Annotated in this window: 14 protein-coding genes; 11 read left to right on the forward strand and 3 right to left on the reverse strand. The window is 57.7% G+C overall.

Annotated elements, in window-relative coordinates; all coding sequences use genetic code 11:
* Positions 1-10 precede the first annotated feature (10 nt).
* From KT882_RS29140 to flgB, 4 genes are all read left to right on the forward strand, one after another.
* Entirely contained in the window at positions 11-3,190 is a 3,180-nt protein-coding gene (locus KT882_RS29140; protein ID WP_228893940.1) for a CusA/CzcA family heavy metal efflux RND transporter, read from the forward strand.
* A gap of 53 nt (positions 3,191-3,243) precedes the next feature.
* Positions 3,244-3,828, forward strand: a complete 585-nt coding sequence (locus KT882_RS29145) for a cation transporter (protein ID WP_228893941.1) — start codon at positions 3,244-3,246, stop codon at positions 3,826-3,828.
* A gap of 63 nt (positions 3,829-3,891) precedes the next feature.
* A complete protein-coding gene (locus KT882_RS29150; protein ID WP_228893942.1) occupies positions 3,892-6,480 on the forward strand; it encodes a heavy metal translocating P-type ATPase in 2,589 nt (862 codons plus the stop codon).
* A gap of 36 nt (positions 6,481-6,516) precedes the next feature.
* Positions 6,517-6,981, forward strand: a complete 465-nt coding sequence (gene flgB, locus KT882_RS29155; RefSeq protein ID WP_228893943.1) for a flagellar basal body rod protein FlgB — start codon at positions 6,517-6,519, stop codon at positions 6,979-6,981.
* A 70-nt stretch (positions 6,982-7,051) separates the two neighbouring features.
* Here flgB and KT882_RS29160 read toward each other — a convergent pair whose 3' ends face one another.
* Entirely contained in the window at positions 7,052-8,068 is a 1,017-nt protein-coding gene (locus KT882_RS29160; protein WP_267478628.1) for an IS30 family transposase, read from the reverse strand.
* A 71-nt stretch (positions 8,069-8,139) separates the two neighbouring features.
* Between KT882_RS29160 and KT882_RS29165 the strand changes: the two genes are divergently transcribed.
* The 5 genes from KT882_RS29165 (at position 8,140) to KT882_RS30955 (ending at position 11,618) form a co-directional block, all read left to right on the forward strand.
* On the forward strand, positions 8,140-8,541 hold the full coding sequence (locus KT882_RS29165) for a hypothetical protein (protein ID WP_228893944.1): 402 nt from the start codon (positions 8,140-8,142) through the stop codon (positions 8,539-8,541).
* Positions 8,542-8,782: 241 nt separating this feature from the next.
* Positions 8,783-9,127 carry a hypothetical protein gene (locus KT882_RS29170; RefSeq protein WP_228893945.1) on the forward strand — a complete coding sequence of 115 codons (345 nt, stop codon included), beginning with the start codon at positions 8,783-8,785 and terminating at the stop codon, positions 9,125-9,127.
* On the forward strand, positions 9,120-10,334 hold the full coding sequence (locus tag KT882_RS29175; protein ID WP_228893946.1) for a PfkB family carbohydrate kinase: 1,215 nt from the start codon (positions 9,120-9,122) through the stop codon (positions 10,332-10,334). Before KT882_RS29170 ends, KT882_RS29175 begins: the two co-directional genes overlap by 8 nt.
* Positions 10,331-10,936 (forward strand): 7-cyano-7-deazaguanine synthase, encoded by a 606-nt coding sequence (locus tag KT882_RS29180; protein WP_228893947.1) that lies wholly within the window; start codon positions 10,331-10,333, stop codon positions 10,934-10,936. The genes KT882_RS29175 and KT882_RS29180 overlap by 4 nt, the downstream gene beginning before the upstream one ends.
* Entirely contained in the window at positions 10,923-11,618 is a 696-nt protein-coding gene (locus KT882_RS30955) for a nitroreductase family protein (protein ID WP_407682060.1), read from the forward strand. The genes KT882_RS29180 and KT882_RS30955 overlap by 14 nt, the downstream gene beginning before the upstream one ends.
* Here the strand turns inward: KT882_RS30955 and KT882_RS29185 are convergent.
* The gene (locus KT882_RS29185; RefSeq protein ID WP_228893948.1) at positions 11,526-12,371 is read right to left on the reverse strand and encodes an 8-oxoguanine DNA glycosylase; all 846 of its coding nucleotides are present in this window, start codon (positions 12,369-12,371) and stop codon (positions 11,526-11,528) included. The two genes, KT882_RS30955 and KT882_RS29185, sit on opposite strands and share 93 nt — an antisense overlap.
* Complete coding sequence (locus tag KT882_RS29190) at positions 12,368-13,039, reverse strand: DNA adenine methylase (protein ID WP_267478629.1); 672 nt, start codon at positions 13,037-13,039, stop codon at positions 12,368-12,370. Before KT882_RS29190 ends, KT882_RS29185 begins: the two co-directional genes overlap by 4 nt.
* 268 nt (positions 13,040-13,307) lie before the next feature.
* Here KT882_RS29190 and KT882_RS29195 point away from each other — a divergent pair, with 268 nt between their 5' ends.
* Together KT882_RS29195 and KT882_RS29200 are read left to right on the forward strand one after the other, a co-directional pair.
* Positions 13,308-14,300: an MOSC domain-containing protein gene (locus KT882_RS29195; RefSeq protein WP_228893950.1), complete on the forward strand. Its 993-nt coding sequence runs from the start codon at positions 13,308-13,310 to the stop codon at positions 14,298-14,300.
* Positions 14,301-15,191, forward strand: coding sequence for a hypothetical protein (locus KT882_RS29200; RefSeq protein WP_228893951.1), 891 nt, complete (start codon positions 14,301-14,303; stop codon positions 15,189-15,191).
* Positions 15,192-15,249: the final 58 nt, after the last annotated feature.

Genomic DNA, 15,249 nt, shown 5'->3' on the forward strand with positions numbered 1-15,249 from the left:
GAGATCAACCATGTTTGAACGCATTATCCGCTTCTCCATCGAACATCGATGGCTCGTCATGCTTGCCGTATTGGCGATGATCGGCGCCGGGATCTTCAGCTATAAAAAGCTGCCGATCGACGCTGTACCCGATATCACCAACGTACAGGTACAAATCAACACCTCCGCTGCCGGTTATTCTCCGCTGGAGGTGGAGCAGCGCGTCACGTTCCCTATCGAGACCGTAATGGCCGGCCTGCCTAACCTGGAGCAGACTCGTTCGCTGTCGCGCTATGGATTGTCCCAGGTGACGGTGATTTTCAAGGACGGAACCGATATTTATTTTGCGCGTCAGCTGGTCAATCAGCGTATCCAGGAAGCCCGCGAGCGTCTTCCCGATGGCATCACCCCCACCATGGGGCCGATTTCGACCGGCCTAGGCGAGATTTATCTGTGGACGGTGGAGAGCACACCTGGCGCCAAAAAGGCCGATGGCTCACCTTATACGCCAACCGATTTGCGGGAAATCCAGGACTGGATCATCAAACCGCAATTGCGCAACGTGGTCGGTGTCACAGAAATTAATTCGATTGGCGGCTACGCCAAGGAATATCACGTGACGCCGGATCCAGCCAAACTGTCCTCATACAACCTGACCCTCAAGGACATCGTCACGGCAGTAGACCGCAACAATAATAACGTCGGGGCCGGCTACATCGAGCGACGCGGAGAACAGTTCCTGATCCGCGCCCCGGGTCAGGTCGGTTCACTGGACGACATTCGCAACACCATTGTCACCAATGTGCAAAGCGTGCCGATTCGGGTACGCGACATCGCCGAAGTGGAAATCGGCCGCGAGCTACGGACAGGAGCCGCGACGGAAGACGGGCGTGAAGTGGTACTGGGCACGGTCTTCATGTTGATCGGCCAAAACAGCCGTATCGTCTCGCAAGCGGTCGACAAAAAAATGGTCGAAATCAATCGGACGTTGCCGACTGGCGTCAAGGCGGTGACGGTCTATGACCGCACGGTGCTGGTCGACAAGGCCATCAACACGGTCAAGAAAAACCTGCTGGAAGGGGCGATTCTCGTGATCGTCATTCTGTTCCTATTCCTTGGCAACATCCGCGCCGCGATCATCACCGCAACTGTGATTCCGTTGTCGATGCTGTTTACATTCACGGGCATGGTCAGCTACCACGTCAGCGCTAATCTGATGAGCCTGGGGGCACTGGACTTCGGCATCATCATTGATGGCGCGGTGGTTATTGTGGAGAACTGCGTACGGCGTCTGGCGCATGCGCAAGAACACCATGGCCGGCCGCTAACCCGGACTGAGCGCTTCCATGAAGTCTTTGCCGCGGCAAAGGAAGCGCGCCGCCCGCTGCTGTTCGGCCAGTTCATCATCATGATTGTCTATCTCCCCATCTTTGCGCTGACCGGCGTAGAAGGGAAGATGTTCCATCCGATGGCATTTACCGTGGTCGCCGCCCTAGTGGGCGCCATGATCCTGTCGATGACGTTTATCCCGGCTGCCGTAGCGCTGTTTATCGGTGAGCGGGTGGCCGAAAAGGAAAATCGCATCATGGGCGCGGCCAAGCGGATCTATGCGCCGTTGCTGGAAAAGGTGATGCGCAACGGTGCCGTTACGGTGACCGCCGCCGTGGTACTTATTGCACTTTCGGGACTGCTGGCAAGTCGCATGGGCAGTGAATTCGTACCGAGCCTGAATGAGGGTGACTTCGCCATCCAGGCCTTGCGTATCCCTGGCACGAGCCTGACTCAATCGGTCGAAATGCAGAAACAGGTTGAGCGCAGCCTCAAGCAGAAATTCCCTGAAATTGACCGCGTGTTCGCGCGTACCGGCACAGCGGAAATCGCGTCCGATCCGATGCCGCCAAATATCTCGGACGGCTACATCATGCTTAAACCTGAGTCCGACTGGCCGAAGCCAAAGCGTACGCGTGACGAGTTGCTGCAAGCGATCCAGGAAGAAGCGGACAACTATCCTGGCAATGCGTACGAGTTCTCGCAGCCGATCCAGCTTCGATTTAACGAATTGATTTCCGGTGTACGCAGTGACGTCGCGGTCAAGATCTTCGGTGATGATATGGCGGTGCTAAACACCACGGCCAATCGCGTTGCCGAAGTATTGAAGAAAATTCCGGGCGCGACGGAAATCAAGGTGGAGCAAACCGTTGGTTTGCCTATGTTGACCGTCAACATCGACCGGGAGAAGACCGCGCGCTACGGTTTGAACATCAGCGATGTGCAAGAGACTATCGCCATCGCTACCGGTGGTAAGCAAGCCGGCACGGTATTCGAGGGTGACCGGCGCTTTGAAATCCTGGTTCGGTTGCCGGAAAACCTGCGTTCGGACATTGAGGCGTTGAAGCGTTTGCCGATTCCATTGTCCCAAGGTGCCAATGGGGCAGGCAACAAGGCCAGCTACATTCCGCTGGGTGAAGTGGCCACCCTCGACTTCGCCCCAGGCCCCAACCAGATCAGCCGGGAAAGCGGCAAACGCCGTATCGTCGTCAGCGCCAATGTGCGCGGCCGCGATATCGGCAGCTTTGTCCCCGACGCCGAGCGCGCCATTAACCAGACAGTCAAACTGCAGCCAGGCTACTGGATCAGCTGGGGCGGTACGTTTGAGCAGCTGCAATCGGCACGCGAGCGCCTGCTGATCGTGGTCCCCCTGGCGTTAATCCTGGTGTTCACCTTGCTGTTCGTTATGTTCAACAACGTCAAAGATGGCTTGCTGGTCTTTACCGGTATTCCGTTTGCACTGACCGGTGGCATCATCGCCCTGATGTTGCGCGGCATCCCCATGTCCATTTCCGCCGCAATCGGCTTCATTGCGCTGTCGGGCGTGGCCGTTCTCAACGGCTTGGTGATGATCTCGTTCATCCGTACTCTACGTGAGGAAGGCATGTCACTGGACCAGGCGATTTCCACGGGTGCCCTGACCAGGCTGCGCCCCGTGCTCATGACCGCACTGGTGGCGTCGCTCGGCTTTATTCCGATGGCCATCGCCACGGGGACCGGTGCAGAAGTTCAACGCCCGCTTGCTACAGTGGTCATCGGCGGCATCCTGTCATCCACGGTACTAACGCTATTGGTCCTGCCATTGCTGTACCGCATTGCGCATGGCAAGGACAAGGAAGAGGAGTCGTTCATCGCTGAAGAGGCCGTGACGACAATCCAATAATCCACCAGCGCCGCGGTCCGTTGGATCGCGGCGTCCCTTGCAAAGGAGTTTTTATGGCAGGGAATTCATCATTGGTGGGGTATCGACGCGGTGCGATCCGACTGGCGTGGATGCTAACAGCTATGGTCACGCTGGCAGAGATGGTGGCTTGGGTTGTCACGGATAGCTTGGCCATGCTGGCCGGCGCCGTCCATTTGTCACTCGACCTCGTTTTGTCGCTGCGCTCAATGCGGGTGCCACGAGCCATTAAAGCTAGCGGCTCGTTACATGCACGCTGCTACAACGCGATCAAAGCCGTGTTCTCGTTCACCTTATTTGGACTGCTGCTATTGGCTTTCTTCGCAGTGCTTCTGCGCGGTCCTCATCGCTTGCTACATCCGTTCGCAGTCGAAGGGGAGGCATTGCTGTGGGTTGCAGCGGGCGGTTTGGTCGCATCGCTGATCTGCGCGTACTGTACTGCCACCAGCTCACGATATGCAGCATGGTCCCTGTGGTTGGGCAATATTTGTGCACTTGCCCTGTGCGTTTTGGCACTCCTGCTGATCACGGTACATCCACATTGGCTCGACGCGGCTGTTGCCATTCTGACGATGGTTTTGCTGTTTCCGCGTCTTTTTTTAGCTGCTTACCACCACTGAATTTTGTATCGAAGGAAGTCGTCAGCACGATTTGTATTACCCATCAAAGGAGAAGGCAGATCCATGAATACGTCTACGAAAATACGCATCGATTTACCATTGGTTCTGCCTGATGTGCAAGGCGACCACGACCATTGTATTGCCCGTCTTAATGCAGCGCTGCTTGGCCGTCCAGGCATCGAACAGGTTCACATTAAGAGCGGGGAAGCCAACACCCCTGTGCTCTGCGTACATTATCAGCCTGAGACCATCTCGTTGCAGCGCGTGCGTGAACTGGTCCAAGCGGCCGGCGCCGAACTGACAGCCAAATACGGACACTTGTCAACCAGGATTGAACGCGCACTGCACGCGCGATCGGCCAGAGCGTTGGCCGATCGACTGCGTGCAGTACCTGGCGTACACGAGGCCGAAGTGTCGCCATCCGGCGCTGTGACGGTGGAGTATGAGCGAGCACTGGTTTCGGAGGAAGCTCTAAGGAGTGTGCTATCCGAACCTGGCGCTGTGCCGTCCGCAGGGGCGAGCAGCGGCACGAACACTGCGGCGCCTGCGCAGCACATAGTAGTCCCCAACAAAGCCGAAAGGCATGACGATCATGATCACGCTGGACATGATCATGGAGAAAGGTTTCCCCATCCAGAGGGCAAGGAAGGCGATCACGAACACGCTCACGGCGGCATCTTTGGCGAAAATTCCGAGCTCATTTTTGCTTCTGTGGCAGGTGCCCTATTGGCGGTGGGATGGCTGATCGGCAGATATGGTTCGGGGCCGGACTGGCTGCCGCTGGGGTGTTATATCGCCGCATACGGCTTTGGCGGCTTTTACACGACCAAAGAGGCCGTGGAAAATATACTAGCCCGTCGCTTTGAAATCGACACACTAATGCTGGTGGCAGCCGTAGGCGCCGCTGCATTGGGTCAATGGGCAGAAGGGGCGCTGTTGCTGTTCCTGTTCAGCCTGGGGCACTCGCTGGAGCACTATGCTATGGGACGTGCGCGCCGCGCCATCGAGGCGCTGGCCAAGCTTGCTCCCGAGACCGCCAACGTACGCAGGGACGGACAACTGGTTGAAGTGCCGGTGGGCGAACTGCAACCAGGCGATATTGTTGCAGTTCGCCCCAACGAGCGCTTGCCAGCCGATGGCGTGGTAACAGTCGGCACCAGCAGCGTCAATCAGGCCCCGGTGACCGGTGAAAGTGTTCCCATTGATAAGCAACCCGTGCCTGATCCGCAGGCTGCGATTGCATCTTTTGACCGCGTGCCGGCGGAACATAGGGTGTTTGCCGGCACCATCAATGGTGGCGGTGCCATCGATGTGATGGTTGCCCGCCGAGCGGAACAGTCGACCATGGCGCGTGTCGTGAAAATGGTAACCGACGCCGAAGCCCAGCGCTCGCCGACCCAGCATTTCACCGACCGCTTTGAAAAGCTGTTTGTGCCGTCGGTGCTGGGATTGGTGGCATTGCTGCTGTTCGCGTGGGTGGTAATTGACGAGCCCTTCGTCGACAGCTTCTACCGCGCCATGGCGGTGCTGGTCGCTGCCAGCCCATGCGCGCTGGCTATCTCGGTGCCCAGTGCCGTACTCAGCGGCGTGGCGCGTGCCGCACGGGGAGGTGTACTGGTCAAAGGCGGGGCTCCATTGGAAAACCTGGGGACACTGAGTTCAATTGCATTCGATAAAACCGGCACACTGACCGAGGGCAAGCCGAAGCTGACCGACGTTGTAACGGCAACCGGCGCCTCTGAACCTGACCTTCTGGCGGTCGCGCTCGCTGTCGAGGAACACAGCGATCATCCGCTGGCTGCAGCTGTCATAGCGGGCGCCAAGGAGCGTCTGGGCAACCAACCCAAAGCAGTCGCCTCTCACGTTAAAAGCATCACCGGTCGCGGTGTGCAGGCAATGGTCGATGGTGAGCAGGTCCATATTGCCAAACCCGTCTACTTCACGGAGAACGCGAACGCTGCCTTACCCAAGGACGTGGACGACGCCAACCGCAACCTGGTCGAACAGGGGCGCACCACCATGATTGTGCGCAAGGGAGCGAAATTTTTGGGCGTTATTGGCGTGATGGACACGCCGCGCCCGGTCGCAGGTGAAGTGATGGCGGCGCTGCGTGGGCTCGGCATCGAACGCCTAATCATGATTTCCGGCGACAACCAGCAGGTTGCCGATGCCGTCGCCAAGTCCGTTGGTTTGACCGAAGCAAAAGGCGACCTGATGCCTGAACAGAAAGTAGTGGCAATCAAAGAGCTGCGCACCAAACACGGCAAGGTGGCCATGGTCGGGGATGGTGTCAACGATGCCCCCGCAATGGCCAATGCCACAGTGGGCATCGCTATGGGGGCCGCTGGCTCTGATGTCGCCCTGGAAACGGCGGATGTGGCCCTGATGGCTGACGACCTCTCCCAGTTGCCATTTGCCGTGGGTCTTTCGCGCAGTACCAGCCGCGTCATCAAGCAGAACCTGTGGGTCAGCCTGGGCGTCGTCGCTGTCCTCATACCGGCCACCATTATGGGACTGAACATTGGCACCGCCGTTCTATTCCACGAAGGCTCCACGCTACTGGTGGTGGTGAATGCGCTGCGCCTGCTGGCCTATAACGACAAATTGGGAGGCAAGACAACAGCGTCTGATTCGGCTCAGGTTAAGTCCTGATTTATGACCTCGCCCGAGGGCTCGCCGGAATTTCTGATGAGCTTTCAGGGTATTGCTCTATTGGGTGGGAATATGAACAAACTTGCAAACCAAAATGGATTGATGGGCACGACTGCAAATAAAGATATTTTTTGGGAACAAGCCCTCAAGCTGTCAGAGCAGAGGCTCGCGGTGCTGGCATCGAATATAGCGAATGCGGACACCCCGAATTTCAAGGCCCGGGATATTGATTTCGGTGCGGCATTAAAGCAAGCGCTCAAAGCCGAGAGAAGCGAGGGTGCGCGTAACCAGAGCAAACCAGGCGGCACCAGGGAGCTTGCTTTTGCAGCGCCACTGCTATACCGCATGCCGGAACAGCATTCAGTCGACGGCAACACGGTTGAGATCGACAAGGAATTGTCCACATTCTCGGAGCAGGCGATCAAGCATGAATTTATATTACAGGGCGCGCTCGATGAATATAAAGAGATGTCATCGCTATTCAAAAATTTAGCGGAGTAGTGGCAACGCCAAACTATCCGCTACGGTGATTCTACAAGGGGCGGTTTCAAATACCAAGCGCAACACTGGGTTAATTAACAGTGTCAGTTGGATGTTGTAGCAGTTCGATGTGTTGAGTATAAACGACGAGTGGCGATTCGTAATTGAGCCTTGCTCTGGGGCGCGTATTGAGCGATAAGGCGATGGCGTCGAGCTCGTCCTGCGAGTAGATCGACAGGTCGGACCCCTTCGGCATGTATTGGCGCAGCAGCCCATTGGTGTTCTCGTTCGAGCCGCGCTGCCAAGGGCTGTGCGGGTCGGCGAAATAGATCTGGACACCGGTGCGCGCGGTAAGGATTTTATGGCCGTGCATCTCGCGGCCCTGGTCGTAAGTCATGGTCTTGCGCATCGCCGCCGGCTCGCGGTTGAGCACAGCGGAGAAGCTGTCGATGACCGCCTTGGTGGTGGCGTTGTCCATCTTGGCGAGCACCACAAAGCCGGTCGTGCGTTCGACCAGCGTGCCGACCGACGAGCGGTTGGCGGCGCCTTTGATGAGGTCGCCCTCCCAGTGGCCAGGGATGAGCCTGTCCTCAACCTCTGCTGGACGGATATGGATGCTTTGCATATCCGGGATTTGGCCGCGCCGGTCAGTGCCCCGGCTGCGGGGTTTGCGGATTTGATTGTGGTGGCGCAGACAGGCGATCAACTCGCGCTTGAGTTCACCGCGCGGATGCACGTAGATGGCGTTGTAGATAGTCTCGTGGGACACGGTCGCGGTAGGGTCGTCTGGCCAAAGGGCCTTGAGTTTGCGCGCTATTTGCTGCGGTGACCAGAAAAGATTCAGGTGATGCCGGACCACCTGGAATAACACGCCGTCCGGATGCAGTTTCGGCAGGCGGCGTGGCAGCACGCGCCGGGCTTGACACTGCGCATGGGCGGCGTCGGCGTCATAGACTCCGACGCCGCTGGTGCGCTTGAGTTCGCGGCTGATCGTGCTGGCAGAACGACAAAGGCGTTTAGCAATGGATCGGGTGGAGCACTGGTCGTCGCGCATGGTCATGACGACAGCGCGCTCCTGGGTTGTCAAATGTTTGTAGATTCTCGCCATGGCGGCACCTTACAGCAAAAGGTGTTGCACTTGGTCTTTGAGAACACCAGGCCATTTACGCAGAGAATTACATGAAAAATGCGAACCAAGGCTTGCGCGCGTCCCGATATATTGGCGGGCGGGCACTGGCTATGTTGCTGCTCGCGAGTACTCATCTCCTCGTCGGATGTGCATTGTTGCCGTCCCCTGCCTATGAGGCTGGTTGGCGTTACGGCAGAGTGCTGCAAATAGGCGGTGCCGACGCAACATTTCCGCGTGCCGCGCTCGATTGTCGCGACTTGTCTGCATCTGGCCAGGCTTATGCCTTGGTGAAGTTGGGTGCATCTGTTGCGCAAAGCCGACGCACCACATTTGGCTCATCTTCTCTCCGGTATGCAATTGTGCGGGTTGCATCCGGCGCGACCATTCGAGTAGATGACATCGTCCAGGTCAATATTGGTCAATGCGATAAGCACATGGTGCGCGTTTCGTAAACGGGTTTACCTCGTGTCCCTATGCGCAGTTACCCGATCTTCACATGTGATTTGCTTTAAGGAACATCCTGACGCGAATCCACAAGGGGCCGCGCGCTAAGCTTGCAAGTAAGCGGCGAGACGACGATGACAAGCAGGCTGATGCAGAAAAGTGACTATTGAATAGATTTCAGTGCTCACCCTTAGTCGATAATGGTCCGATCAGTGGCGATTTTTTAACTATTCTTGAGCGGAGACAACTATGTCCGGATCTGGTGGTAGCGGTGGGGGCGGTGGCAGTTTTGGTGGTCCGGACACGATCACGTGCGATCGTTTGGTCATCAACACGCAGTTGAGCTCTCCAAAGCCGGACGTGGTGGCCGAACTGGACAAGGGGGTTGAATTAGACATCAGCCTGGAATCCCTTCCGGGAACAACCGTTGTCGTGGCTAAGTTCAACGGTGCCGTCGCCGGCGGCTTAGCGTCGCCGGAAACAGCCCGACTGCGCCAGTGTATCGCGCAGGGCACGGACTATAGCGCAACCGTAATCGACATCACCGGCGGACAAGTCCGCGTCCGTGTCCATCCAGTACAAGCACATGGATAACACCTGTATCCATGTCGTCGGCGGGCTGTACAGGGAAGAGTGCATGCGCCCAGGCTGGCGTGAAATCTACGGATCCGCCGGCCGCGCCGCCTCGGCAATCGCTGCGGCAGGCGGCAAGGCATGTCTCCATGGATATGCCGATACCCTGGCGTCCGATAACTTTCTGCAGCGTGCTGCGCTTGAGCAATACAAGGTCAATCTGACGGATGTCGCCGATGCGACAACCTTCCAGTATGTCCACGGCCTTGGCACGCCGACCATCACAACGCAAGCAGCCTCTCATCCAAGCCTGACTATTTCGCAAGAGCGGGTCGTCCGTTTTGGCATGCTCGAGGGCGATGCGGTGGTGCACGCCAACTTCGCGGTTTATGATCCGCAGAACGTCTCTAATCCACGGCATTTCGCTGAAAACGGATCGACGGCAACGCACCTTGCCTTGGTGCTGAACCGCTACGAAGCGGCTGTGTTGTCGGGCATCGACGGCTCGCCGCTTGAAATGGCGCAGGCACTGGTCAGCGCATCTCGCGCCCAGGTCGTCATCATCAAACTTGGCCCGCAAGGCGCACTCGTGTATGCAGATGGCCAGGAAGCGCAAGTCCCGGCCTTCCGCACGGACAAGGTATGGAAAATAGGATCCGGCGACACCTTCGTTGCCAACTTTGCTCACCACTGGATGTCGGGCCAGCCTGCCGGCCAAGCGGCCATTCTGGCGTCCCGCGCGACGGCCTACTACTGCCAGTTTCGGGGATTCGCAACGCCCGGGCAACTGGCAGCTTATTGGCCGACACCGGTTGAACTTTCAGCGCGTTGCCTGAAAGGCTACCGCCCCAAGGTATATCTGGCCGGTCCCTTTTTTACGCTCGCACAGCTTTGGCTGGTCGAGCAGGCACGCGAGCAATTGCACGCGCTCGGGCTCGATGTCTTCTCGCCCTATCACGACGTAGGCCACGCGTCCGCGAACGATGTGGCGGCCAAGGACTTGGCTGCGATCGACAACTGCGACGTCTTGTTCGCCATCGCCGACGGTCTTGACTCCGGGACCATGTATGAAATCGGCCACGCTCAGGCAAGGCAGAAATCCGTCGTCATCTACTGCGAGAATGAAGCCGACAACCATCTGAAAATGATGGTCGGCGCCGGCTGCATCGTCAGCAAGGACTACGTCAGTGCGATATACCAAACTTTATGGACTGCGATCGAACTATGAAAACTGCGCTGCTACTGTCGGGAGGAATGGATTCACTGGCGCTGGCCTGGTGGAAGAAGCCGGACATTGCATTTACCGTCGACTACGGCCAGATGGCGGCGGAAGCGGAAATCGCGGCATCTACCCAAGTTTGCAAAACCCTGGGAATCGAACACCATGTTCTGCGCATCGATTGCCGCACGCTAGGCTCAGGTGACATGGCTGGTGCGAAAGAGGATGCGCTTGCGCCGGCCAGTGACTGGTGGCCCTACCGCAATCAATTGCTGCTTACCTTGGTGGCCATGAAAGCGGTGGCATTGGGCGTGAAACAGCTCTGGATTGGCACGGTGAAAGCGGACGGCACGCACCGTGACGGCACGCCGGAATTTGTTGACCTGATCAGCAAGCTGCTGGCCTACCAGGAGGGTGGTATCCAGATCAGTGCACCGGCGATCACGCTGTCGACGAGCGAGCTGATCCGCGAGGCAAAGGTTCCACGCTCGCTGCTGGCTTGGGCACATAGCTGCCACAAGGCGAACGTCGCCTGCGGCCAATGCCGGGGGTGCAACAAGTACATCGAGGTGTACCGGGAGTTAGACCATGATTTGGATGCAACCGCCTGAGCCTCGGCCGCGCAGCCAGGTACAGCCGTACCACCCGTTCGCTTGGCCTTCAGGCCCTAGCGTAGGCCTAGTGCCCCCTGAAGACATTGCGCAATCGTTCTGCGATGTCGTTGCGGCCAGGCGATCCGCCCGCACGTTTGGTCCGCTCACGATGACCGACTTGTCATCGCTACTCTGGTACTCCAGCCGGGTACTGGCGCGACAGGGGTCAGCCCTGGGTTTCGATCTTAGCCAACGCCCGGCGCCATCGGCAGGCGCCATTCATCCGATACACCTGCTGGCGTGCTCATCGGCGCACGACTCCTGGCAGCGCTACGATCCCGACCGGCACTGCCTCACGGAAGTCCCCCATGGCTTGCTCGCGCCGCGCGACGCAATGGCCCAGGTTGCGCCGGCAGTGGATCCGCAACAAGGAACGCTGCTTTGGCTCGCTGCGGAAGTGGGGAAGACCGCATCAAAATACGAGAATCCTGAATCGCTTATATGGCGGGATGCCGGCGCCCTGATCGCACACCTCGGCATAGTAGCGTCCTACCTTGGACTGCACTTTTGCGCACTGGGCGCAACAGGCGCCACCTGGGGAGCCGAACTAGATGAGGCGCAGCTGATCTGCGGAGTTGGCGCCGCGCTTGTTGGCGCGCCCCCGTGCACCGACGTAAGCGGGCACGACGTCAAGCTGTAAGTCGTCGAAAATTCGTGTCACCGTACCGCTGGAGGACATCATTTCCCACCAGATGACGGCGTCCAGTTCGGATGCACGCACACCCAACCCTTCGCTGAAGGCAAGGAACATCGACTCAAGCTGCAAATAGTGGCGCTCCACCGTCAGATCCTGAGGGAAGAATCCTGCCAGCAGCCCCGCACGCAGAAGGTGGATATCAAGGATCGCGACGTCATCGGCATCGAGCCAGTTCCGCGCCACCCAGGATGCAGTCTTAAAGCCTATGCCTGGGATTCCGAGCAGCCAGTCGCGCAGTGTCCGCCCGCTTTGTGCCGGCGGTGTCTCTTCGGCGATTCTGGCCAGCGCAGCAGCCAGATACTTGGCCTTCTGCCGCGCAAACCGGTAACGCACCGTGCGGTCACCGACGGGCATGGGAACACTGAGCCAATCGAATAGCGTCGCTTCATCATGCGCCTCACCAGCAAACGCACCACGAGCACGAAGGCTTTCGAACGCCGCCAATCCAACGCTGGCCGGAATGCCATGTCCCCCCAACAAGCAGGCGCCAATTTCTTCGCGCAGCGTCGCACCCAGCTTGGGATTGATGCGCGTGCCCTGGGCTCGCCGGGCAAGCACCTGGTATGCCCAATATGCCGGACTAGGAAAGGCTTCGATGGCCCCCCATAGGACACCCGGCATAACTTCCTGGCTGGCGGCCGGCAACTCAATCTGAATCGTGGCCGCGCCTAACATCACTGCACCATACTGCATCATCGCGCCCTCGCTTCACCAAATTTCGCCGTCATCCATGCCATCAGTTCGTGCCGTTCTACGGGATCGAGCCCTTCGATGCGCTCGTGGAGCCGCTCGCGCCGGCGCTTGATCGTCTGGCGCTCCCTGAAGTTCGCGCCGAGGTGACTCACATCGTGCAAAACACTGGGCGGCTCGAAGTTAAACCACACACTCTCTTCCCGCAAACCCACCTGCGAATTGGCCATAAAGTTCACTTTGTTCCAATCGCGAAGGCGGGTGCCGTACAAGTCGCTGGCGTAGCCCGAGATCATCACCATGCAGGGGAGCGTCGTCGCCGTCGCAAGCAAGCGCTCATGCTGCGCATCGCTGAAGTCGTGGCGATAAACACGCTCCTGTCGCCGGGTAGACGACAGGTACGGCGGATCGAGGTACACCAATTCCTGCCCGGTGAAATCGAAGGCCTCCAGATAATCGATGGCGTCCCCCTGAATCAGCTCGATGTCGTCTGCAGAGCTTTGCCATGCCTCGATCACAGCCGGATCGATATCGATTCCGATCGTGCGTTGCGCTGGCCGCTTGTTACGCAGGACCGAGCCGCCACCCAGGAACGCCTCGATGTAGGTCGCATGGGGAGGCATCAGGTTGATCAACTGATGAAAGCACTTTCCTTTTCCGCCGGGATATCTCATACCTACATCATCGTCAATTTTGACGATGATTGCAAGCGATTTCGGTTTCGGCTGATCGCAAATCCGAGGCTGTTTTGATACGGAATGTCATTTCAGAATACTCTTATTTGTTGTTCACGCAATAAGTGCCTATACTGAATTGTCGGTGTGTATAAATACTGTATTAGCATCGCTTTGGTTACATTGCGTGAGTATTGACTAAGCATCGCCTGTTATAATCCGCAGATTGCCCAAACATTTTCTTCTGCCAACTTATCATGACGACAGTATGCTGACCTCTCGCTGCAACGTCGATATCGGCCACGTCAAGGCATTGGCTGTCCGGCGATCCCGTCAGGAATCGCCCAGTACGGTAGCTGTTGCCCAAGCGATTACCGGCCTCGGTTTGTCCGAGGACATGCACTCGGATCCCCTGTCTCTGCGCCAGATTTTGCTGGTGGGGGAAGGTGCCTACAAAGACCTGGGCTTGCCGCCCTTGGCTCTGCGTGAAAACATTCTTCTCGATTTCGATACCGCGAACTTAAGCTCAGGCACGGTGCTGCGCATCGGCCAGGACGTACTGCTGTGGTTGACGTTCCAGTGCGAAGCATGTGGCCACCTGAACTCGCATCATGATGGCCTGTCGAAGGTCATAGGTACGCGCCGCGGCATGCTGGCTCGCGTTATCAACGGTGGCTTGATCCGCGCTGGCGATGCTGTTCGGGACTTGGGGCAGCTGCTGCCTAAGTGGTCCGACGATTGGAGAGAGCGAGTGCGTATGGTGCTCGACGCAGTCCCATCGACCGACGTAATCGAGTACAAGCAACTTGCCCGCTTGGCTGGCGTGCCGTCCAGCTATTGCCGAGTCTTCCCACGCGTAACCAGGGAGTTTGGCAAGAGCTATTCGAACAAAGCCGTATCGGTCCAAAGCAAGACCCCAAAATCCAGGTGGCAGGGCGCATCGCTGTTTGATCTGTCACTCTCGGACTATGTGAGCGCTGAGACCTCACTCCCGGCTCACAACCTTATGAACGTCAATTCGTCTTCACTCTGCGGAAAATCCATGACCACTGTCGCACAAAATAACTTAAAAGAGCAGATCGTCAGCATGCTAAGCCAGGGAGACACGAAACAGACTCAGGTTCTTCAACTTGCAGGAACCAAAGTGCTGTTTACGAAAGGCCGGATGTTCAAGGGTGATGCGATGCCAGAGTCGGAGCCAAAGCCTTATCCTGAGATTGCTTGCACCCTTCCTGACGACTACGATAGCTGGCTGAGCTAATTGAATAAACCGGAAAAACAACTACAACGCGCTACGCGTGATGTTGTCCGTCAGATGGGCGACACCTCTCGTGCATATCCATCATTTGACAGCTTGGCCGCATGGGCCGCTTCTCAAGGGCACGCTGAAAGCGTAGAAGCAGTTAGGCAGGAGCACAAAGAACTCTGGCCAGAGCTGCTTTACGAATGGTACAAGACCAACCAGATCGCATGCCTATTCGCGGTGCACTTAGCCCGCAGATGGGAGGAAGCGAAATGGTATTCGGCGGTGATCGAGGACGCATGGGACGCCGACGTGCTCACTGCCATCGTTGACGCCCATTTCGAATTGGGTACGGAAGGGCTGCAGATTTTACTGCCTGGCGATGGCACTGCAGAAGAAGCACTGCGGATTGTTACCTTGCTAGCAGCGCACCCGCGCTGGAGTTGCGAAGATACCGGCTGGCTGCCAGGTGAAGAAGGTGATTCCATCCACATCGGTCTGCGTTGGATAGCACCGGACAGTTCCTTTGAATCCTGGGCACTAGGTATCGCTCCATTCGTTCCCATGCCATTTACCCGGCGGTTCGACAAGGCGCCGTTTATTGCGTTGGTCCTTCGTCCTTCCGCTCCAGCGGACCAACGCGCCCGCACACCGAAAGGGTGCACCGGCTTACCCGCTTCGCATCTCGCCCATATGGACGATGACCTTGGCGACAATAACGCCACGCGTGAAAAATGGACGACCGAAACTAAACGAGGCAAACATGCACTTATCCAGCCTGAACCGCTGTCGCGAGCCAGGGCAAAGGTAACGTTTAGCTTTTCGGGCGACTACCGCGAGAAGTTGGCGCCTGCCCTGCGACAGCCCGGCGAGGCGGCGCCAATCGCATCTACCGCCGACAGCAAGTAGTCAATGCACCGTATTCTGAAGCGCTCCGTCTCCACAAAGGCGGAGCGCTGATCTGTAA

The organism is Pseudoduganella aquatica (assembly GCF_020865585.1).
Taxonomy (GTDB): Bacteria; Pseudomonadota; Gammaproteobacteria; order Burkholderiales; family Burkholderiaceae_D; genus Rugamonas; species Rugamonas aquatica_A.

What these genes read in the sequence shown, in the direction of transcription:
- KT882_RS29150 (WP_228893942.1), top strand. Translation starts at nt 3,892, where the DNA reads ATGAATACGTCTACGAAAATACGCATCGATTTACCATTGGTTCTGCCT.
- KT882_RS29190 (WP_267478629.1), bottom strand. Translation starts at nt 13,039, where the DNA reads ATGAGATATCCCGGCGGAAAAGGAAAGTGCTTTCATCAGTTGATCAAC.
- KT882_RS29170 (WP_228893945.1), top strand. Translation starts at nt 8,783, where the DNA reads ATGTCCGGATCTGGTGGTAGCGGTGGGGGCGGTGGCAGTTTTGGTGGT.
- KT882_RS29195 (WP_228893950.1), top strand. Translation starts at nt 13,308, where the DNA reads ATGCTGACCTCTCGCTGCAACGTCGATATCGGCCACGTCAAGGCATTG.
- KT882_RS29185 (WP_228893948.1), bottom strand. Translation starts at nt 12,371, where the DNA reads ATGATGCAGTATGGTGCAGTGATGTTAGGCGCGGCCACGATTCAGATT.
- KT882_RS29145 (WP_228893941.1), top strand. Translation starts at nt 3,244, where the DNA reads ATGGCAGGGAATTCATCATTGGTGGGGTATCGACGCGGTGCGATCCGA.
- flgB (WP_228893943.1), top strand. Translation starts at nt 6,517, where the DNA reads ATGAGCTTTCAGGGTATTGCTCTATTGGGTGGGAATATGAACAAACTT.
- KT882_RS30955 (WP_407682060.1), top strand. Translation starts at nt 10,923, where the DNA reads ATGCAACCGCCTGAGCCTCGGCCGCGCAGCCAGGTACAGCCGTACCAC.
- KT882_RS29160 (WP_267478628.1), bottom strand. Translation starts at nt 8,068, where the DNA reads ATGGCGAGAATCTACAAACATTTGACAACCCAGGAGCGCGCTGTCGTC.
- KT882_RS29165 (WP_228893944.1), top strand. Translation starts at nt 8,140, where the DNA reads ATGAAAAATGCGAACCAAGGCTTGCGCGCGTCCCGATATATTGGCGGG.
- KT882_RS29175 (WP_228893946.1), top strand. Translation starts at nt 9,120, where the DNA reads ATGGATAACACCTGTATCCATGTCGTCGGCGGGCTGTACAGGGAAGAG.
- KT882_RS29180 (WP_228893947.1), top strand. Translation starts at nt 10,331, where the DNA reads ATGAAAACTGCGCTGCTACTGTCGGGAGGAATGGATTCACTGGCGCTG.
- KT882_RS29140 (WP_228893940.1), top strand. Translation starts at nt 11, where the DNA reads ATGTTTGAACGCATTATCCGCTTCTCCATCGAACATCGATGGCTCGTC.